The sequence below is a fragment of the Micromonospora sp. NPDC004551 genome, assembly GCF_040609975.1.
Taxonomy (GTDB): Bacteria; Actinomycetota; Actinomycetes; order Mycobacteriales; family Micromonosporaceae; genus Micromonospora.
On sequence record NZ_JBEXLM010000007.1, the window covers coordinates 136,364 to 156,513 of the forward strand.

General features: G+C 73.4%; 15 protein-coding genes. 8 read left to right on the top strand and 7 right to left on the bottom strand.

Annotated features, from left to right (window positions below; genetic code table 11):
- Positions 1–165: 165 nt before the first annotated feature.
- From ABZW14_RS11420 to ABZW14_RS11440, 5 genes are all read left to right on the top strand, one after another.
- Positions 166–1,506 carry an ABC transporter substrate-binding protein gene (locus tag ABZW14_RS11420; protein ID WP_355343532.1) on the top strand — a complete coding sequence of 447 codons (1,341 nt, stop codon included), beginning with the start codon at positions 166–168 and terminating at the stop codon, positions 1,504–1,506.
- Positions 1,507–1,577: 71 nt separating this feature from the next.
- The gene (locus ABZW14_RS11425) at positions 1,578–2,624 is read left to right on the top strand and encodes a sugar ABC transporter permease (protein WP_355343535.1); all 1,047 of its coding nucleotides are present in this window, start codon (positions 1,578–1,580) and stop codon (positions 2,622–2,624) included.
- Between the two features lies 1 nt (position 2,625).
- A complete protein-coding gene (locus tag ABZW14_RS11430) occupies positions 2,626–3,585 on the top strand; it encodes a carbohydrate ABC transporter permease (RefSeq protein ID WP_355343538.1) in 960 nt (319 codons plus the stop codon).
- Positions 3,586–3,648: 63 nt separating this feature from the next.
- Complete coding sequence (locus ABZW14_RS11435; RefSeq protein ID WP_355343541.1) at positions 3,649–4,719, top strand: LacI family DNA-binding transcriptional regulator; 1,071 nt, start codon at positions 3,649–3,651, stop codon at positions 4,717–4,719.
- Between the two features lie 35 nt (positions 4,720–4,754).
- Entirely contained in the window at positions 4,755–6,398 is a 1,644-nt protein-coding gene (locus tag ABZW14_RS11440) for a glycoside hydrolase family 13 protein (RefSeq protein ID WP_355343931.1), read from the top strand.
- Positions 6,399–6,456: 58 nt separating this feature from the next.
- On the opposite strand, the gene ABZW14_RS11445 is transcribed toward ABZW14_RS11440, so the two are convergent.
- Genes ABZW14_RS11445 through xylA form a run of 4 tightly spaced genes read right to left on the bottom strand, consistent with a single transcriptional unit; the run spans position 6,457 to position 11,736 of the window.
- Entirely contained in the window at positions 6,457–7,890 is a 1,434-nt protein-coding gene (locus tag ABZW14_RS11445) for an MFS transporter (RefSeq protein WP_355343544.1), read from the bottom strand.
- A 54-nt stretch (positions 7,891–7,944) separates the two neighbouring features.
- On the bottom strand, positions 7,945–9,054 hold the full coding sequence (locus ABZW14_RS11450; protein ID WP_355343547.1) for a DUF5925 domain-containing protein: 1,110 nt from the start codon (positions 9,052–9,054) through the stop codon (positions 7,945–7,947).
- Between the two features lie 40 nt (positions 9,055–9,094).
- Entirely contained in the window at positions 9,095–10,537 is a 1,443-nt protein-coding gene (xylB, locus tag ABZW14_RS11455) for a xylulokinase (protein ID WP_355343550.1), read from the bottom strand.
- A gap of 11 nt (positions 10,538–10,548) precedes the next feature.
- Positions 10,549–11,736 (bottom strand): xylose isomerase, encoded by a 1,188-nt coding sequence (gene xylA / locus ABZW14_RS11460; RefSeq protein WP_355343553.1) that lies wholly within the window; start codon positions 11,734–11,736, stop codon positions 10,549–10,551.
- Positions 11,737–11,788: 52 nt separating this feature from the next.
- Here xylA and ABZW14_RS11465 point away from each other — a divergent pair, with 52 nt between their 5' ends.
- Positions 11,789–13,048 carry an ROK family protein gene (locus tag ABZW14_RS11465; protein ID WP_355343556.1) on the top strand — a complete coding sequence of 420 codons (1,260 nt, stop codon included), beginning with the start codon at positions 11,789–11,791 and terminating at the stop codon, positions 13,046–13,048.
- 127 nt (positions 13,049–13,175) lie between these two features.
- Positions 13,176–14,816: a PP2C family protein-serine/threonine phosphatase gene (locus tag ABZW14_RS11470; RefSeq protein WP_355343559.1), complete on the top strand. Its 1,641-nt coding sequence runs from the start codon at positions 13,176–13,178 to the stop codon at positions 14,814–14,816.
- Here ABZW14_RS11470 and ABZW14_RS11475 read toward each other — a convergent pair.
- Positions 14,781–15,305: a MarR family transcriptional regulator gene (locus ABZW14_RS11475; protein WP_355343562.1), complete on the bottom strand. Its 525-nt coding sequence runs from the start codon at positions 15,303–15,305 to the stop codon at positions 14,781–14,783. The genes ABZW14_RS11470 and ABZW14_RS11475 overlap by 36 nt on opposite strands.
- A 95-nt stretch (positions 15,306–15,400) precedes the next feature.
- Here ABZW14_RS11475 and ABZW14_RS11480 point away from each other — a divergent pair, with 95 nt between their 5' ends.
- Positions 15,401–16,531: a PP2C family protein-serine/threonine phosphatase gene (locus tag ABZW14_RS11480; RefSeq protein WP_355343565.1), complete on the top strand. Its 1,131-nt coding sequence runs from the start codon at positions 15,401–15,403 to the stop codon at positions 16,529–16,531.
- Between the two features lie 22 nt (positions 16,532–16,553).
- Here the strand turns inward: ABZW14_RS11480 and ABZW14_RS11485 are convergent, their stop codons facing one another.
- The gene (locus tag ABZW14_RS11485) at positions 16,554–18,038 is read right to left on the bottom strand and encodes a sugar transferase (RefSeq protein ID WP_355343568.1); all 1,485 of its coding nucleotides are present in this window, start codon (positions 18,036–18,038) and stop codon (positions 16,554–16,556) included.
- A gap of 201 nt (positions 18,039–18,239) precedes the next feature.
- A complete protein-coding gene (locus ABZW14_RS11490) occupies positions 18,240–19,994 on the bottom strand; it encodes a substrate-binding domain-containing protein (RefSeq protein ID WP_355343570.1) in 1,755 nt (584 codons plus the stop codon).
- Between the last annotated feature and the right edge of the window lie 156 nt (positions 19,995–20,150).

Sequence of the window (20,150 nt, forward strand, 5' to 3'; positions counted from 1 at the left end):
AGCGTGGGAGCGCGCCCACGGCCGGTGAGCGGGTTTCGGGATTGTTACCGGGCCGTGTCCGGCAGGGGGTGGACCGGATGAGATGCAAGCGCTTACATGTGGGGACGACCATCGGACCGGCGCGGGTTCGATTTCCCCCACGCGCCGGCAAGGAAGGAGATCGGCATGGCGTTTGCCAGATCGCGCCAGGCTCTCGCGATCGCCGGCGTTCTGGGGCTGGCGCTCGGCGTCACCGCCTGCGGCACCGGCAACGACAAGAAGAGCAGCAACGCGAGCAAGCCCGAGTGCGCCCCGTACGAGAAGTACCAGGGCCACGACGGCAAGAAGGTGACGATCTACTCGTCGATCCGGGACATCGAGGCCGACCGCCTGGAGCAGTCCTGGAAGCAGTTCGAGGACTGCACCGGCATCAAGATCGACCACGAGGGCTCCGGTGAGTTCGAGGCCCAGTTGGGTGTCCGGGTCGATGGTGGCAACGCCCCCGACCTGTCCTTCATCCCGCAGCCGGGTCTGCTCAAGCGATTCGCCGACGCGGGCAAGCTGAAGCCGGCCGGCGCCGACACCAAGGCCATGGCCGAGCAGAACTACTCCCCCGACTGGCTGAAGTACAGCACCGTCGACGGCAAGTTCTACGGCGCGCCGCTGGGCTCCAACGTGAAGTCCTACGTGTGGTACTCGCCGAAGACCTTCAAGGAGAAGGGCTGGAGCGTCCCGACCACCTGGGACGAGATGATCACCCTGAGCGACAAGATCGCGGCGAGCGGCACCAAGCCGTGGTGCGCCGGCATCGAGTCCGGTGACGCCACCGGCTGGCCGGCCACCGACTGGATCGAGGACGTCATGCTCCGGACCGCCGGTCCGGAGGTCTACGACCAGTGGACCACGCACGGCATCCCGTTCAACGACCCGAAGGTCGTCGACGCGGTCAACCGGGCCGGCAGCATCCTCAAGAACGACAAGTACGTCAACGGCGGCTTCGGCGGCGTGAAGAGCATCGCCACCACCTCCTTCCAGGAGGCCGGCACCCCGATCACCACCGGCAAGTGCGCGCTGCACCGGCAGGCGTCCTTCTACGCCAACCAGTGGCCGGAGGGCACCAAGGTGGCCGAGGACGGCGACGTCTTCGCGTTCTACTTCCCGGCCATCGACCCGGCCAAGGGCAAGCCGGTGCTGGGCGGCGGCGAGTTCGTCGCGGCCTTCGCCGACCGTCCCGAGGTCCAGGCGGTGCAGACCTACCTGGCCTCCGGCGAGTACGCCAACAGCCGCGCCAAGATCGGCGACTGGGTGTCGGCGAACAAGAAGCTCGACCTGAACAACGTCCCCAACCCGGTGGACAAGCTCTCCGTGCAGATCCTCCAGGACCCGAAGACCGTGTTCCGGTTCGACGGTTCGGACCTGATGCCGGCCGCGGTCGGCGCGGGCACCTTCTGGAAGGGCATGGTCGACTGGATCAACGGCAAGGACACCACCACGGTGCTCAACGGCATCGAGGGCAGCTGGAAGTGATCTGAGGCGGTGGCCCGGTCCGCGACGTGGACCGGGCCACCGCCCGCAACCGAACCCTTGAGGGAGGGTCGATGGAGTTCGACTTCGCGGCGGAACAGCCGAAGTTCCTCATGCTGATGTACGGGCTGATCGCTTTCGTCGCGGTGGTGGGCGGGCTGCTCCTGCTGCTCGACGTGGTGCCGGCCTGGTTCGCCCGCCGGCGGGAGGCACAGCTCGTCGCCGCCTCCGCCAGCGGCGCCCCGCTGCCCCGGCGACGCAAGCAGCGGGAGGGCGTCTTCGCCTTCTTCTTCCTGCTGCCGACGTTGCTCCTGCTGGTCATCGGGCTGGTGGTCCCGGCGATCCGCACCACGCTGCTCTCCTTCATGGACGCCGGCAGCAACAACTGGGTGGGCCTGCGCAACTACGGCTGGATGTTCGCCGAGGACTCGATCGTCCGGGTCCTCATCAACACCCTGATCTGGGTGCTCCTGGTGCCGCTGGTGGCCACCGCGTTCGGCCTGATCTACGCCGTCCTCGTGGACAAGGCCCGGTTCGAGGCGGTCGCCAAGTCCCTGATCTTCCTGCCGATGGCGATCTCGTTCGTCGGCGCCTCGATCATCTGGAAGTTCGTCTACGCGTACCGCGGCGACGGTGACCAGATCGGCCTGCTCAACCAGATCGTGGTGAGCCTGGGCGGCGAGCCGAAGCAGTGGCTGCTCGACTCGCCGCTGAACACCTTCCTGCTCATCGTGATCATGGTCTGGATCCAGGCCGGCTTCGCCATGGTGGTGCTCTCCGCGGCCATCAAGGCCATCCCGGCCGACATCGTCGAGGCGGCCCGCCTGGACGGTGTCAGCCCGTGGCAGATGTTCTGGCAGATCACCATGCCGAGCATCCGGCCGGCCCTGATCGTGGTGCTGGTGACCCTGTCGATCGCCACGCTCAAGGTCTTCGACATCGTCCGGACCGCCACCAACGGCAACTACGACACCAACGTGATCGCCACCGAGATGTACAACCAGGCGTTCCGTTACCAGGAGAACGGGCAGGGTTCCGCACTCGCGGTCTTCCTCTTCGTCCTGGTCATCCCGATCGTGATCTACCAGATCCGCAACCTGCGTCAGCAGCGGGAGGGCTGAGATGACCACCGCCACGCCCACCGTCGGAGTCGGCGCCCAGGCCACTGGCAAGACGACCCGCGCCGCCCGGGTGCGGAAGCGGCTGAACAGCCGCACCGCCACGCTCGTCTCGATCGTCATCGCACTGCTCTGGACGATCCCCACCTTCGGCCTGTTCGTCTCCTCGTTCCGGCCCGAGGACCAGATCAAGACCACCGGCTGGTGGACGTTCTTCAGCGACCCGCAGTTCACCCTGGAGAACTACCAGGAGGTGTTGTTCAGCACCGGCTCATCGGGGCAGCTGGCCAGCTACTTCATCAACTCGCTGGCGATCACCATCCCGTCGGTGCTCTTCCCGCTCGCCTTCGCCTCGCTGGCCGCGTACGCGCTGGCCTGGATGCGGTTCAAGGGGCGGGACCTGCTCTACATCGCGATCTTCGCGTTGCAGATCGTGCCGCTCCAGATGGCCCTCGTGCCGCTGCTGAAGTTCTTCTCCACCGGCGTGACCGTCGCCGGCATCCAGGTGCTCCCCGCCTGGGACCTGGTCGACGAGCAGAAGTTCGCACAGGTGTGGTTCGCACACACCTGCTTCGCGCTGCCGTTCGCCGTGTTCCTGCTGCACAACTTCATCTCGCAGCTCCCGGGGGACCTCATGGAGGCGGCGCGGGTCGACGGGGCCACCCACCCGAAGATCTTCCGCACCATCGTCCTGCCGCTGATCACCCCGGCACTGGCGGCGTTCGGCATCTTCCAGTTCCTCTGGGTCTGGAACGACCTGCTGGTGGCGCTGATCTTCGCGGGTGGTGGCAACGAGACGGCGCCGCTGACCGTCCGGCTCGCCGAGCTGGCCGGCACCCGGGGCAACGAGTGGCAGCGCCTGACGGCCGGCGCGTTCGTGTCGATCGTCGTACCGCTGATCGTGTTCCTGTCCCTCCAGCGCTTCTTCGTGCGAGGCCTCCTCGCCGGCAGCGTCAAGGGCTGATCCGCTGCTCCGCCGCCGCCGGTCCCCCGGCGGCGGCGGGCGCGGCTCGGAGCGGGGGAACCGATGACGAAGATTGACGATGTCGCCCGCCTGGCCGGGGTCTCCACGGCCACCGTCTCCCGGGCGCTGCGCGGCCTGCCGACGGTCTCGGCCGCGACGCGGCGCCGGGTCCTCGCCGCGGCCGAGCAGCTCCAGTACGCGGTCTCGCCGAGCGCCTCCCGGCTGGCCGGCGGGAGGACCGGCACGGTGGCGGTGGTGGTCCCCCGGATCACCCGCTGGTTCTTCGGCACGGTGGTCGAGGCGGTCGAGGACTACCTCCACCAGAACGGCTACGACCTGCTGCTCTACAACCTGGGCGGGCGGGAGCAGACCCGGCAGCGCGTGCTGCGCCCGGCCAGCCTGCACAAGCGGGTGGACGCGATCATCCTGGTCGCCACCCCGCTGCGCGCGGCCGACCTGACCGCGCTGACCAAGCTGGCCCTGCCCGGCGTGACGATCAGCTCCGGGAGCGGGGTGCCCGGCTGGCCCTGCATCCGCATCGACGACGTGGCCGCGGCGCGGACGGCCACCCGGCACCTGCTCGACCTCGGCCACACCCGGATCGCGCACATCTCCGGCGACCCCGACGACGAGCTGGCCTTCACCACCCACCTCGACCGGCGGCGTGGCTACCAGGAGGCGCTGCGCGCGGCAGGAATCCGGCCCGACCCGAGCCTGGACGTCGAGTCGCAGTTCACCGTCGACGGCGGCACCCGGGCGACCGCCGAGCTGCTGGCCCGGGGCGAGCCGCCGACCGCGATCTTCGCCGCCTGCGACGAGATGGCGATGGGCGCCATGACCGCGCTGCGCGACGCGGGGCTGCGCGTCCCGCAGGACGTCAGCGTGATCGGCATCGACGACCACGACCTGGCCGGCGCGCTCGGGCTCAGCACCATCGCCCAGCCGGCGGCGGAGCAGGGGCTTCTCGCCGCCCGGATGCTGCTCGACCCGCTGGGCGTGCGGGTCGCCGACCCGCACGCCGGGCTGGTGCCGGCGCCCCGCCGCCCGGACACCGACCCGCGGACGCCGTCGTCGGTGATCCTGCCCACTCGGCTGGTGGTGCGTGAATCGACCGCGCCGCCCCGGGCACACTGAAGAATTCGTCCCGTACGCACGACAGGGAGAAGGCGCTGAACACCGACGCGACGCAGGAGACCCCGGCCACCGGCTGGTGGACCGAGGCCGTCATCTACCAGATCTACCCGCGCTCGTTCGCCGACTCGAACGGCGACGGCATCGGCGACCTCCCCGGCATCACGGCCCGCCTCGACCACCTCAGCGAGCTGGGCGTCGACGCGGTCTGGCTGTCGCCGTTCTACCCGTCCCCGCAGGCCGACGCCGGCTACGACGTGGCGGACTACCGGGACGTCGACCCGCTCTTCGGCACGCTGGCCGACGCCGACAAGATGATCGCCGAGGCGAAGGCCCGCGGCCTCCGGGTGATCGTCGACCTGGTGCCCAACCACACCTCGTCGGAGCACCGCTGGTTCAAGGCCGCGGTCGCGGCCGCCCCGGGCAGCCCGGAGCGGGAGCGGTACGTCTTCCGCGACGGCAAGGGCCCGCAGGGCGCCGAGCCGCCGAACGACTGGGAGAGCGTCTTCGGCGGGCCGGCGTGGACCCGGCTGCCGGACGGCCAGTGGTACCTGCACCTCTTCGACACCGGCCAGCCGGACCTCAACTGGGGCAACCCGGAGGTGCGCGCCGAGTTCCTGGACATCCTCCGGTTCTGGCTGGACCGGGGCGTCGACGGGTTCCGGGTCGACGTGGCGCACGGCCTCATCAAGCAGGCCGACCTGGCCGACTGGCAGGAGCCGCAGGAGATCCTCTCGGGTCAGGACGTGGACAAGCCGCGCCCTCCGATGTGGGACCAGGACGGCGTGCACGACATCTACCGGGAGTGGCGGCGGCTGCTCGACTCCTACGACGGCGAGCGGATCCTGGTCGCCGAGGCGTGGGTGGAGCCGGCCGAGCGGCTGGCCCGCTACGTGCGGCCGGACGAGATGCACCAGGCGTTCAACTTCGAGTACCTGCTCGCCGCCTGGACCGCCCCCGCCCAGTACGCGGTGATCACCCGCTCGCTGGAGGCCACCGACAGCGTGGGCGCCCCGACCACCTGGGTGCTCTCGAACCACGACGTGGTCCGGCACGCCTCCCGGCTCGGGCTGGCCGTCGGCGGCGGCCGCCCGAACGGGATCGGCATCGGCGACCCGCAGCCCGACGCCGCGCTCGGCCTGCGCCGCGCCCGGGCGGCCAGCCTGCTGATGCTCGCCCTGCCCGGCTCCGCCTACCTCTACCAGGGTGAGGAGCTGGGGCTGCCGGAGCACACCACGCTGCCCGACGAGGCCCGGCAGGACCCGACCTGGGAGCGCAGCCTGCACACCCAGCGCGGCCGGGACGGCTGCCGGGTGCCGATCCCGTGGGAGGCCGACGCCCCGTCGTACGGCTTCGGGCCGACCGACGCGTCCTGGCTCCCCCAGCCGACGACCTGGGCCGAGTACGCGCTCGACCGGCAGCGCGGGGTCGACGGCTCGACCTACGAGCTGTACCGGACGGCCCTGCGGCTGCGCCGCGAGCACGGTCTGGCCCGGGGGCCGCTGCACTGGCTCACCTCCGGCGACGAGGTGCTGACGTTCACCAACGGCGGGCTCACCGTGCTGACCAACTTCGGCGCGGAGCCCGTGCCGCTGCCCGCCGGCGCCGAGGTGCTGGCGTCCAGCGCCCCGCTGGCCGACGGGACCGTCCCCACCGACGCGACCGTCTGGTTCCGCGCCTGAGCAGTGGCAGGGAGGGGCCCCTTTCTGTCCGGAAGGGGCCCCGTCACTCCGCCGGGCGTCAGGAGGAGGTGCCTTCCTCGAGGCGGTCGGCGCGGGCGTGCAGGAGGTCGTGGACCGACTCGATGTCCCCCGGCGACGTGCGGGCGGCCAGCCAGTACATGACGCCGGTCGGGATGAAGAAGAGCTGGAACGCGGCCAGCCCGACGGCGTAGTTCAGCGGCGGCGGGAAGGCCGCCCGTAGCGCCCCGAAGGCGACCCCGACCAGCCCGTTGCCGGCCGCCCGTCCCACCCCGTTGACGAGGTTGCCGAGGCTGTAGACCGTGCCCCGGTGCTCGGGCGGGTTGACGTCGGCGATCAGCGCGAACCAGTTGGGCGAGTTGGCCGAGGTGAGCGCGAGGGCGAGCACCGCGGTGAGCAGGCTCAGCCCCACCGTGGGCTCGGTGAACACGCTGGCCAGCACCGCCCCGATCACCGCGCCGGCGCTGCCGCCGTCCGGCACGTCGATCCGGATCGGTACGAGGAACAGGACCAGGTAGAACGGCACGGCCGCGAGGATGCCCACCGCCGCGACCAGCGCGCGGCCGCTCGGCGTACGCCGTTGCAGCGCGTCGCCGGCCAGGCCGCCCACGATCGAGAGCACCCCGCCGAGCTGGAACAGGGTGGCGAAGACACTGCCCACCACCACGGCGGTGGCCGCCGAGTAGCCCTGCGCCTCGGCCCGCTGGCTGAACAGCACCGGCAGCCACACCAGCGAGCCGAAGGCGGCCTGCGCGGTAAGCCCCTGGAGGACCAGCCAGCGGTTGGTCCGCCGGGCCAGGATCCGGGGCAGGTCGGCGCGGCTGATCCGGTAGTCGTACTCGCCGCCGGCGTCGAGCGCCGCGGCCAGCTCCGGCTCGCTCTGCCCGCGCCGGATGTCGTAGGTGAACAGGTACGCCACGGTGGCGGCCAGGCCGACCACGGTGAGCACGAGGAACGGCCGCCGCCAGTCGGTGGCGCCGAGCAGGCCCCCGGTGAGCGTGCCGGCGAGCGTGCCGACACCCTGGGACAGGCCCCAGAAGCTCATCACGAGGCCGCGGCGGCGAGGCGAGATCAGGTCGGTGACCACCGAAAAGCCGACCGAGCCGACCGCGCCCAGCCCGATCGCGGCGACGAGCTGGGCGGCCAGGAACGCCGGGTAGTGCTGGGCGAGGGCGCTGCCCCCGGTGCCGGCGGCCCAGATCAGCGTGCCGACCATGAGCAGCGGCTTGCGGTCGGTCCGGTCGCCGACGTACGCCCAGGCCACCGCGGCGACCGCGCTGACCAGGAAGCTGACCGCGGTGACCAGGCCGAGCAGGCGTTGCGAGACCCCCAGCGCGCCGGAGATCGACCCGTACAGCGGCGGCACCAGGCCGATGGCCACGTTGTCCAGCGAGGCGAGCACCACGAACACCACGACGCTGTAGAACCGGTGCGCCGCGTTCCCCCGCCGGGAGACCCTCGTGCCGCTGCTCATGCCCGGCAGCAAATCAGGTGCGGATAACGGCCGGAACACGGGCCCCCGTTCCGGTCAGAGGTAGCCGCCGATCTCGACCGGCACCGCGCCGGCCGGCGCCGTCCCGGCGCGGAGCGCGTACAGCTCGGCGAGGGTGGCGCCCTGCGGCGGGACGCCCGCGGAGGTGCCGAGCCAGTCGGCCGCCTCGGTGTGCGACAGCGGACCGACCTCGATCCGGGCGAGGCAGCGTCCGGACCGGGTCACCGCCGGGTGCAGCCGGGACAGATCCTCGTTGGTGGTGATCGCCACCAGCACGTTGCGCCCCTGGCCGAGCAGCCCGTCGGTCAGGTTCAGCAGGCGGGACAGGGCCTGACCGGTCGCCTGCCGGGCGTCCCCACGGATCAGCTCGTCGCAGTCCTCGAGGATCAGCAGCCGCCAGCGCCGCCGGTCCTCGCCGTCGTCGCCCTCCTCGTGCTCCCCCACCGCCACCTCGGCGAGGTAGGCGGGATCGCCGAAGAGCGCCTCGGGGTCGAGGACGCAGTCCACCTGGCACCAGTCGCGCCACTCGTGGGCGAGCGCCCGCAGCGCCGTGGTCTTCCCGGTGCCGGGCGGCCCGTGCATGAGCAGCAGCCGACCGGCGACCGTCTCGGCGGTCGCCACCATCAGCGCGTCCAGCCGGGTCGCCGCCGCGGCCGGATAGTTCGCCCGGATCTCGGCCCAGGTCGGGGTGGTGATCCGCCGGGTGTCCCGCTGGGCTCCGCGGCGGGGGTTCTGGTGCCAGAAGCCGATCGGACCGCTGTCCGGCTGCACCGGCTCCGCCCCGCTCGTGACGATCTCGTCCAGGACGGCCGCACCGGTCGCCTCGTCGACGGCGGTGACCGTCACCTCCGCGCCCCGGCCACGCCAGTTCACCACCCGTACCGTCCAGCCGTCGCCGTCGGCGAGCCGGGCCACCCGGTTGCGCTCGATGGCGGTCCGGGTCAGCGCCGCCCGCTCGGGCACCAGCGCGGCCCCGGCCCGGACCTTGGCCAGGCGGACCGTTCGTGCCCAGGGGTGGCGGCCGGTGACGAAGTCGGTCAGCAGCAGCGCGTCGATGACGTCGACCGGGCTGTCGGCGTCGTCGTACTGGAAGACGGGCAGCGGACTGCGCCGGGCGGCGTCTCCGGGCGGGGAATTCGGTGGCACGCCACGATGATCCCCACCGGCGGGCCGCCCGGCATCCGGTTTATCCCCGCACCCGGTCGACGACCCGGTCCCCGGCCACCGCGTAGCGCTCGCGGATGGCGGGGACGGCCTCCGCCCCGTACTCCTCGGTGTCGCCGACCGACCAGGTGGGCGGCGCGGCCCCGCCGAGGGCGACCCAGGCGGCCTGGCGGGCGGCCCCGTCGGCGACGTACTCCCCGGGCGGGGGCACGACCACGGGGCGGCCGAAGACCTGCGGGGCGATCCGCCGCACGGCGGCGGAGCGGGCCCCGCCGCCGACCAGGATGATCCGGTCGGCGCGGGCGCCCTGCGCGGTCAGCGCGTCGAGGCCGTCGGCGAGCGCGCAGAGCATGCCCTCGACGGCGGCCCGGGCCAGGTGGGCCGGTGTCGAGGTGCCCAGGGTGAGGCCGTGCAGCGCGCCGGTGGCGGTGGGCCGGTCCGGGGTCCGCTCCCCCTCCAGATAGGGCACCATCACCAGCCCGCCCGCGCCGGGTGGGGCGGCCAGGGCAAGCTCGCTCAGGGTGGCCAGGTCGACGCCGAGCAGCGCGGCGGCCGCGTCCAGCACCCGGGCGGCGTTGAGCGTGCAGACCAGCGGCAGGAACCGGCCGGTGGCGTCGGCGAAGCCGGCCACCGCCCCGCTCGGATCGGCGGCCGGCGTGTCGGCGACCGCGAAGACGGTGCCCGAGGTGCCGATCGAGACGACCACGTCGCCCGGGCCGGCCCCGGCCCCGAGCGCGGCGGCGGCGTTGTCCCCGGTGCCCGGGCCGAGCAGGACCGGGCCGGCGGGGCCTGCGCCGAGCGCCGCCGGGTCGAGGTGGCCGGCCACCTCGGCCGGACCGAGCACGACCGGCACCTCCACCCGCCGGCCGAAGGCGCGTTCCAGCAGGTCGAGGCGGTATTCACCGGTACGCGGCGACCAGTAGCCGGTGCCGCTGGCGTCGCCGCGGTCGGTGCGCAGCGCGGCCGGCCCGGAGGCGCCGGCCAGCCGCCAGGTGAGCCAGTCGTGCGGCAGGCAGACGGCGGCCACGCGGTCGGCGTTGGCCGGCTCGTGCCGGGCCAGCCAGCGCAGCTTGGTGGCGGTGAAGCTGGCCACCGGCACGGAGCCGGTCGCGTCGGCCCAGAAGCGGCGGCCGGTCTCCCCGCCACCGGCCTCCTCGATCAGCTCGCGGGCGGCGTCGGCGGAGCGGGTGTCGTTCCAGAGCAGGGCCGGGCGGACCACCTGCCCCGCCTCGTCGAGGCAGACCATGCCGTGCTGCTGGCCGCCGACCGCGACGGCGGCCACGTCGGCCAGCCCACCGGCCTCGGCGATGGCGGCCCGCAGGGCGTCCCACCAGGCCTGGGGGTCGACCTCGGTGCCCTCCGGGTGGGGCGCGCGGCCCTGCCGGACCAGCGCGCCGGTCTCCGCGTCCCGGACCACCACCTTGCAGGACTGGGTCGACGAGTCGATCCCGGCGACGAGCGGCATGGCGGCCCGCCTCAGCGCGCGCCGAGCAGGTGCTCGACGGCGAGCTGGTTGAGCCGGACGAAGCCGTAGCCCTGCGCCCCGGCCGCCTCCGGGTCGAACTCCTCGAACGCGGCGCGGTCGGCCAGCAGGTCGGCGTAGCTCTCGCCGGCGCCCAGCGTCGGCGCGGCCAGCTCGGTCACCTTGCTGGCGGCCAGCGCCTCGGCCACCTCCGGGTCGGCCCGGAACGCCGCGGTCCGCTCCTTGAGCAGCAGGTACGTGCGCATGTTCGCCTCGGCCGAGGCCCACACGCCGGTGAAGTCCTCGGTGCGGGAGGGCTTGTAGTCGAAGTGCCGGGGCCCGTCGTACGCGGGGCCGCCGTTCGGGCCGCCGTGCTCCAGCAGGTCGACCAGGGCGAACGCGTTGAGCAGGTCGCCGTGGCCGAAGACCAGGTCCTGGTCGTACTTGATGCCGCGCTGGCCGTTGAGGTCGATGTGGAACAGCTTGCCCTGCCAGAGCGCCTGGGCGATGCCGTGCGCGAAGTTCAGCCCGGCCATCTGCTCGTGGCCGACCTCGGGGTTGAGGCCGACCAGCTCCGGGCGGGCCAGGGTGGAGATGAACGCCAGCGCGTGGCCGACGGTGGGCAGCAGGATGTCGCCGCGGGGCTCGTTCGGCTTCGGCTCCAGAGCGAAGCGCAGGTCGTAGCCCTGGTCGACGACGTACTGGCAGAGCAGGTCAACCGCCTCGCGGTAGCGGTCCAGCGCCGCGCGGACGTCCTTGGCCACGTCGTACTCGGCGCCCTCCCGGCCGCCCCACATGACGAAGGTGCGGGCACCCAGCTCGGCGGCCAGGTCGACGTTGCGCAGCACCTTGCGCAGGGCGTAGCGGCGGACCGACCGGTCGTTGCTGGTGAAGCCGCCGTCCTTGAACACCGGGTGGGTGAAGAGGTTGGTGGTGACCATGGGCACCACCAGGCCGGTCTCGTCGAGGGCCTTGCGGAAGCGGGTCAGGTGGGCGTCGCGGGTCGCGGCGTCGGCGCCGAAGGGTACGAGGTCGTCGTCGTGGAAGGTGATCCCGTACGCGCCCAGCTCGGCCAACCGGTGGACGGCCTCGACGGCGTCCAGCTCCGGCCGGGTGGCGTCGCCGAACGGGTCGCGGGCCGGCCAGCCCACCGTCCAGAGACCGAAGGAGAACTTGTCCGCGGGGGTGGGACGGGGCGCCATGGGGACCTCCGGGTGGTGGTGTCGTCCACAATTTGTTCAGTGGTTGAATTAAATGGCGGCACTGTGGCAGTGTCAAGGGGTGACCAGCGCCAGCACCGCCGGCGCGGTCCGCCAGGGCAGCCTCCGCGAACTCAACCTCGCGGTCGTGCTCCGCCGGATCGCCGCGGCCGACCGACCGCCGTCCCGGGCCGGGCTCGCCGCCGGGACCGGGCTGACCCGGGCCACCGTCTCCGCCGTGGTGGACGACCTGATCGCCGGCCGGCTGGTCGCCGAGGCGGAGCCCGCGCCGCGCACCGGGGCCGGGCGACCCGCCCGCGGGCTGGTGCTGGCCGCCGACGGCCCCGCCGGGCTGGGACTGGAGGTGAACGTCGACTACCTGGCCGCCTGCGTGGTCGATCTGACCGGGGCCGTCAGGCACCACCTCGTGCGCCGCGCCGACCTGCGCCCGGTCTCTCCCGCCGACGCCCTGGAGCGGCTCGCCGCGCTGGCCGCCGAGGCCCGTGCCGCCGCCGTACGCGACGGGCTCACCCTGGCCGGCGCGGCGCTCGCCGTGCCGGGTCTGGTCGACGGCGGCGGCCTGGTCCGGCTCGCGCCCAACCTCGGCTGGCGTGACGTCGACGTGCCCGCCCTGCTCGCCGGGCACCCGCTCGCCGAGCCGGTCGACGGCATCCCCCCGCTGGTGGTCGACAACGAGGCCAACCTGGCCGCTTTCGGCGAACTGCACGCCGGCCCACCCGGCTCGACCAGCTTCCTGCACATCACCGGCGAGATCGGCATCGGCGCCGGGATCGTGCTCGACGGGACGCTCTACCGGGGCGCGCGCGGCTGGAGCGGCGAGATCGGTCACATCCCGGTGCAGCCGCAGGGGCGGCCGTGCCGGTGCGGCGGCCAGGGCTGCCTGGAGCGGTACGCGGGCCAGGAGGCCATCCTGGCCGCGGCCGGCCTGGCCGGCGCGGACCTGCCGGCGGACACGGCGGCCACACGGCTGGCCGACCTGGCCGCGGCGGGCGACCCGGCCACCCGGACCGCGCTGGCGGACGCCGGGACCGCTCTCGGGGTGGCCGTGGCGGGCGTGGTGAACCTGCTGGACCTGGACACCGTGGTGCTCGGCGGCGGATACGCCCCGCTCGCCCCCTGGCTGCGCCCGCCGGTGGTCGCGGAGATCTCCCGGCGGGTGCTCACGGCCGCCTGGTCGCCGGTGACGGTACGCCCGGCCGCGCTCGGGGCCCGGTCCGCGGCGGTCGGCGGCGCCGCCTCGGTCATCCGCCGGGTGGTCGACCGGCCGGTCGGCTGGCTGGCCCGTTCCGCGTGACCGGCCGCTCCTCGATGGGCCTACGACCACCGCGCTCGGTACGCTTGCCGTAAGGCAAACGGATGACCGAGGAGTGCACCGACAGCATGCGCACGGTTCGACAGACCGAAGCGCCCGGCCACCGGCGGTGACGACCGCCCCACGGTCGGCCGGGGGCGCGCTGCCGGCCGACTCCCGGCTCGCCCGCGAGTTGCTGGACGGGCTCGCCGAGGCAATCGTGACCGCCGACCCGGCCGGCGTGGTGACCCTGGTCAACGCGATGGCCGCGGAACTCCTCCCCGAGCTCTCCCCCGGCGTCGACCTGGCCGGCTGCCCGGTCCCCGCGCTGGCCGGCGCGGTCCGCGACGGCGCCGGGACCTTCGACGCCGAGCACCACGGCCGCCGGCTGCGGGGCGTGCGGCGCGGCCTGGCCGGCGGCACCTGCGCCTGGTACGTGCGGGACGTCACCGAGGAGCAGGCGCGCGCCGAGGCGCTGCGGGCCGAGCGGTCCCGGACCGCGTTCCTGGCCCAGGCGGGCAGCCGGCTCGGGCTCTCCCTGCACCGGGACCAGACGCTGCGCGCCGCCGTCACCCTGCCGGTGCCCTACCTGGCCGACGCCGCCGTGGTCGTGCACCGCCCGTCCCCGCCGGCCGAGGACCAGCCGCACTGGGTCCGGTACGTCGCCGACGACCCCGCCCCGGCCACCGGCGTCGCCGGCTGGCGGACGATCGAGTCGGTGCCCGGACTGTTCGAGGCTCTCGATGGGGCCGAGCCCGACATCGAGCCGGCCGACCTGGCCGAGGTGCTGCCCGCGGGCTTCGGCCGGCCGGGCAGCGTGCTGATCAGCCCGATGCGCAGCGCCGGCGGCCCGGCCGGCGCGCTGATCCTGGCCCGCCGGGCCGGGCGGAGCGGATTCGACAGGCGGGAGGTCGAGCTGGCCCGGGAGTTCGCCGTCCGCGCGGGCGCGGCACTGGCCGCCGCCGACCTGTACGGCGAACAGGCCCACCTGGCCCGCGTGCTCCAGAACAGCCTCCTCCCCCCGGACCTGCCGCCGCTGCCCGGGATGACGCTGGCCGGCGGTTACCGGGCCGCCGGTGACAGCCTGCGCATCGGGGGCGACTTCTACGACCTCTTCCCCACCTCCGACGGTGGCCTCTTCGCCCTCGGGGACGTCTGCGGCAAGGGCGTCGGCGCGGCGGTGCTGACCGGGCGGGTACGCCAGTCCTTGCAGACCCTGCGGCTGGTCGAGCAGCGCCCGCGAGAGCTGATGGACCTGCTCAACCGGGCGCTGCTGGACGCACCCGACGCGTCCCGCCGGGCCCAGTTCACGACCCTCCTGCTGGGCGCCCTGACCCGCGAGCCGGATGGCGGGCTGCTGGTCCGGGTCGCCGGCGGCGGGCACCCGGCCCCGCTGGTGGTCCGCACCGACGGCCGGATCGAGCCGGTCCGGGTGGGCGGCATGCCGGTCGGGGCGCTGTGTGCGGCCCGCTTCGTCGAGGCGGAGGTACGCCTGGCACCGGGCGACCTGCTGGTGGCGTACACCGACGGGGTGACCGAGGCCCCGGGCGGCCCGACCCGGCTGGAGATGTTCGGCGACGCGCGGCTGCGGCGGGCGCTCGCCTCCGGGGCCGGCCTGCCGCCCCCCGCGCTCATCGACCGGCTGCTCCAGCTCGTGGACGAATGGCTCGGTGGCCAGGTGCACGACGACATCGCCATGCTGGTCGTGGCCGCGGGCGGTGCCGGTCCGGCCGGCTCAGGCGGTGCGGGCCACCGGCGGCTCGCCGGGTGACTCCGGCTCGGCCTCCGGGCCGGCCATCCGCTCCCCCGCGGACTGGAGCACCGGCCAGCCCTCCGGGGCTGCGGCCTCTCCGCGCCGGGCGACCTCGGCGAACTCGCGCATCCCGCGCACCAACGCCGCCCGCCCCTCCGCGCTCATGCCGACCAGGATCCCGTCCAGCCGGTGACGCCGGTCGGCGCGCAGCTCGGCCAGCAGCCGGGTGGCCGCCGGCGTGAGGTGCAGGGCGATCTCGCGCCGGTCGTACCGGCCCGGCTCCCGCTCCAGCATCCCGGCCGCCACGAGGCGGTCGCACAGCCGGCTGGCGGAGGAGAGCAGCATGTCGGTCAGCGTGGCGAGCCGGCGCAGGTTGATCCCGTCGTGCTGCTCGACGACCATGACCGCGCGTAACTGGGCACCGGAGAGCCGGCTCGTGGTCCGCTCCCGGGCCGCCTCCCAGACGGACAGCAGGGTGCCCGCCGCGTCGTCCAGAGCGGCGGCCATACTCGCATCAGGTCCCTGGGGACCGCGTTCTTCGGCCATGGTGCGCCCGAGACTACCCGTCTCACCAGGCCGACGACCTGTGCAAAGGAGCAAAGATGAGCGGACCGGAGGATCGGGCACGGCGGAGCCTCACCGAGGCGCCGACGGATCAGCTCGTCGACCGGCTCGCCGCCGAGCTGAAACGGTCGTACGGGATCTCCCGCGCCGAGCTCTTCCAGGTCGACTACCGGCTGGCCGCGCTGCTGCCGCTGGGCGGGGGTGAGGCGATCGTCACCCCGGGCCATCCCGCCTGGCGCTGCTTCGACCACCAGGAGCCGATCGTCTCGGAGGGGACCGGCTGGTTCCCGGTCGGGATGCGCGGCGAGCGGCGCGGCGTGCTCCAGCTCTCGCCGGTGCCCGGCGACCCGGCCGCCCTGGCCGAGCTGGACGCCGTGGCCACCGCGCTGGGGCACGAGCTGGCCGCCGTGACGGCCACCACCGACATCTACCTGACCGCCCGGCGCAGCCGACGGCTCACCCTGGCCGCCGAGATGCAGTGGGAGCTGCTGCCGGGCCGCAGCCGGATCCGCCCCTCGTTCAGCCTGGCCGGCCAGCTGGAGCCCGCGTACGCGGTGCGCGGCGACGGCTTCGACTGGTCCGACGACGGCCAGCGGCTCTGGCTGTCGGTGGTCAACGGCTCCGGCGAGGGGGTGGCGGCCTCGATGCTCACCTCGCTGGCCACCCACGCGCTGCGCAACGCCCGCCGCGCCAAGCTGGGTCTGGCCGACCAGGCCGCGCTGGCCGACCAGGCGATCTATGCGCTGCACCGGGGGGAGCAGCACCTCTCCGCGCTCCTGCTGGAGCTGGACCTGGCCGGCGGGACGCTGACCGTGGTCGACGCCGGCTCGCCCCGCCTGGTGCTGCTGCGCGACGGCGAGGTGACCGAGCAGGTGCTCGACAAGCAGTTCCCGCTCGGCATGTTCGAGGACACCGACTACCGGGAGCAGCGGTTCGAGCTGCGCCGCGAGGACCGGCTCTTCGTGGTCAGCGACGGGGTGATCGACGCTACCGCCGAGCAGATCCGCTACGGCGAGACTGCGCTGGACCGCTTCCTGCGGCGCACCGGGCCGATGGAGCCGCTGGACGCGGTCCGGTCGCTGCTCGGCGACCTGCGCGCGTTCGTGGCCGGCGACCTCGTCGACGACGCCGTGGTGGTCTGCCTGGACTGGCTCGGCCCGCAGCCCTGACCCGCCCGGGCCGCCCGCCGGGTCAGTACGCCCCGCGGCTGTTGACCACCGCGCCGAACGTCTTCCAGAGGATGGTCAGGTCGGCGGCGAGCGACCAGTTCTCCACGTAGTAGAGGTCGAGCCGGATGCCGTCCTCCCAGCTCAGGTCGGACCGGCCGCTGACCTGCCAGAGGCCGGTCATGCCGGGCTTGACCAGCAGCCGCCGGGCCACGTCGCCGTCGTAACGGGCCACCTCGGAGGGCAGCGGCGGGCGGGGCCCGACCAGGCTCATGTGGCCGAGCAGCACGTTGGCGAGCTGGGGCAGCTCGTCCAGGGACCACTTGCGCAGCAGCTTGCCGACCCGGGTCACCCGGGGGTCGTCGCGCATCTTGAACATGAGGCCGTCGGTCTCGTTGCGCGCGGCCAGCTCGGCGAGCAGGGCGTCGGCGTTGACCACCATCGTCCGGAACTTGAAGACGCCGAACTCCTTGCCGCCCTGGCCGACCCGGGTCTGGCGGAACAGCACCGGCCCGCGGCTGTCCAGCTTGATGGCCAGTGCGATCACCGCCAGCAGCGGTGCCAGCAGGAGCAGGGCGATCAGCGAGATCGAGCGGTCGACCAGGCCCTTGACCAGTTTGCGGGCACCCCGGAACTCGGGCGCCTCGACGTGGATCAGCGGCAGGCCGGCGACCGGCCGGGTGTGGATGCGCGGGCCGGCGACGTCCGTCAGCGCCGGGGCGACCACGAGGTCGACCCCGGTGCCCTCCAGCTGCCAGCCCAGTCGGCGCAGCCGGGTCGCGGTCAGCTCACCGGAGGCGGTGACCGCCACGGTGTCCGCGCCGATCGCGGTGGCCGCCTCGGGGATGCCGCGGAACGAGCCCACCACCGGCACGTCGCCCAGCCGCTGCGGCACCGGGGCGAGCAGCGCGTCCGGGATGCAGGCGCCGACCACCTGGTAGCCGGCGTACGGCTCGCGGCGCAGGGTGTGCACCAGCTCCAGCACGTGCGCGGTGTCGCCGACCACGAGCACCTTGCGGGACCAGCCGGCGCCCCGGTCACGGGCGCGGTGCAGCCGCTTGCGGGCGGCGAACCGGGCCACCTCCAGGCCGATCGTGCCGACCGCGAAGGAGATGGCCAGGAAGCCCCGGGAGACACCCACGTCGGCGATGTAGCCGGCGATGGCGATGCCGCCGGCCAGCCGCAGGCTCGCCGCGCTGACCCGGCGGTACTCGTCGGCGCCGTAGCCGAGCACCTGGTCGTCGTAGCAGCGCATCGCCTTGAGCGAGACCAGCCAGACCAGCAGCAGGGCGGGCGCGACCACCACGTACGGGATCTCGGAGCCGCTCGGCTGCTCGTCGCCGAACCGGGCCACGTAGCCGATCAGGATGGCCACCGACAGCACGGCGGTGTCCAGCACCGCCAGGATCCGGATGTAGGCCCGCTCCGCAGCGCGAGTCGTCGGTCCGGGGCGGTCGCCACCGGGTCGCGACGACGTGCTGGCGGGGGTCAACAGCGTCGCCGAGGTCACCGGCCCTCCCCACTTCGCTCAGGACGACCCCGCGCCGCGCGATCCCGCGGTTCGGAGCACCCGGTCATCTTGCCTCGACAAATATGGTTACCGATTGCTTCGGACGCATTGCCGTCAGTTCTCTCCCGGCCGCTTGAGCCGGAAGCGTTCCGCCGTACCGGATTCTGCCGGTACGGCGGAACGCGTTCGCTGAGTGCCGGATCAGCGCGGCGCCGGCGGCCGCAGCGCGATCGCCTGCAGGAAGATCTCACCGATCTTGCTCGGGTCGGTGGTGACGAAGGAGCCACCACCGGTCACGTCGGTGATCGACTTGAGCTCGGCGCGGCTGACCTCGGTGCCGATGCCGATGATGATCACCTGGACCGGCTGCTCCTCGTCCCGCAGTTCCTTGAGCTGGGCCAGCAGCGCCTTCTGGGAGATGCCGTTGGCGTCGTCGTTCTTGCCGTCGGTGAAGAGCACGATCGAGTTGACCTTGCCCGGCTCCCAGTCCTGCTGGACCTTCTTGTACGCCGCCAGCATCGTGTCGTAGAGGCCGGTGTCGCCGTCGGACGGCCGGACCGAGGCCAGGCTCCGCTGGAGGGGGCCGCGGTTGCTCGACAGCGGCTTGATCCCGAGCAGTTCGCGGTAGTCCTCGCTGCCGTTCAGGTTCGTGGAGAAGGTCCACAGGCCGATCGACCAGGAGTCGTCGAAGAGCCCCAGGCCCTGGCTCGCGGCGGCGACGGTGACCTGCTCCCGGCTGGCGCCGTTGGCCGTCGCCACCGGCTTCTTCATCGAGCCGGAGACGTCGATGACGCACAGCATCCGGCCGGACTGGGTGGCCACCGACCAGGTGGTGGTCGCCGTCTGGATGGCCTTCGGGTCCAGGTCGGCCGCGGCGCCCTGGCCGGACGGCGGGACCGCGGTCGCGCCGCCGTTGGCCGGGCTCGGCGCGCCCTGGGGCGCCTTGAAGCCGTCGCCCCAGTTGCCGTCCGGCGCCCGCAGCGACTGCGCCGCCAGCCGGTTCTTGAAGCTCCCCGTCCGCAGCACGTCGAAGAGCACCCGGGCGGCCGACGCCTTGGTCGGCTCGATGCCGGGCAGCACCGCGAACGGGTAGTCCAGCGGCATCGGCGCCGGCTCCAGGTAGAGCGCGGCCAGCGGGATCGGCGGCTTGGTGTTGTTGTAGGCGATCACGTCCTCCTCGGACAGCGCCGCCGCGCCCAGACCGTTGGCGATGGCCGTCGGATCGGACGAGCGCGGGAAGCGCGCGAGGAGGTCCTGCCGCAGCGAGGAGCGGTTGGTGGCCAGCGCCCGCAGCGCGCCGACCATCGCCTCCTGCGCCTTCGGTGAGCCGGCGGCGCCGGTGGCGCTGGCCGCGGCGGTCAGCGAGAGCAGCCCGGACAGGCCCGCCGCGTCCTGGGTCGGCTCGACGATCCCGGCGCGCAGCGGCTTGCTGCTGGTCACCTGGCCCAGCAGCTCGGTCCACGTGAGCTTCTTGTTCGGCCAGCCGATCCGGGAGGCCACGGGCTCCGGCAGCGCCACCACCACGGGGCTGCGGGCGATCGAGGCGCCGTTGGCCGGGGCGAACGCGGTGGCGCCGCCGCTCTTGAGCCGCAGCAGCCAGGTCGAGGAGTCCGGCACCCAGACGTCCGGCGTGACCGCGGTGCCGCTGGCCTGCCCGACCCCGGCCAGGGTGGCGCCGTGCTTGCTGGCCACCGCGGCGGCCACGTCGACCGACTCGGCCGAGGTGACGTTCACGGCGATGCAGGTCTCGCCGACCGCCGCGCCGTCGGAGACCCACTGGTCGGCCGCCCCGCGCACGGCGGGGGCGATCTCCGGGGCCGCCGCGACGGACAGCTCGATCCGTCCCGAGCAGTTCGGGCCCGCCAGCTGCTGGTAGCCGAACCAGGAGCCGGCTACGACGACGACGAGCGCGGTGGCCGTAGCGGCTGCACCTGCCCCACGGAGGTTCGAACGCATGCGATGGCGGCCAGACACGGTGACCATCTTGCGTATCTCGTGGGGTTAGTGCCACAACCGTTCGGACGAAAGTTACGCAGGAGAAACAGTTGATCGCCAAATCATCACGTTGAGTGAGTGATCAGTCATCACACGTGATCCAGGTCCATTGGGGAC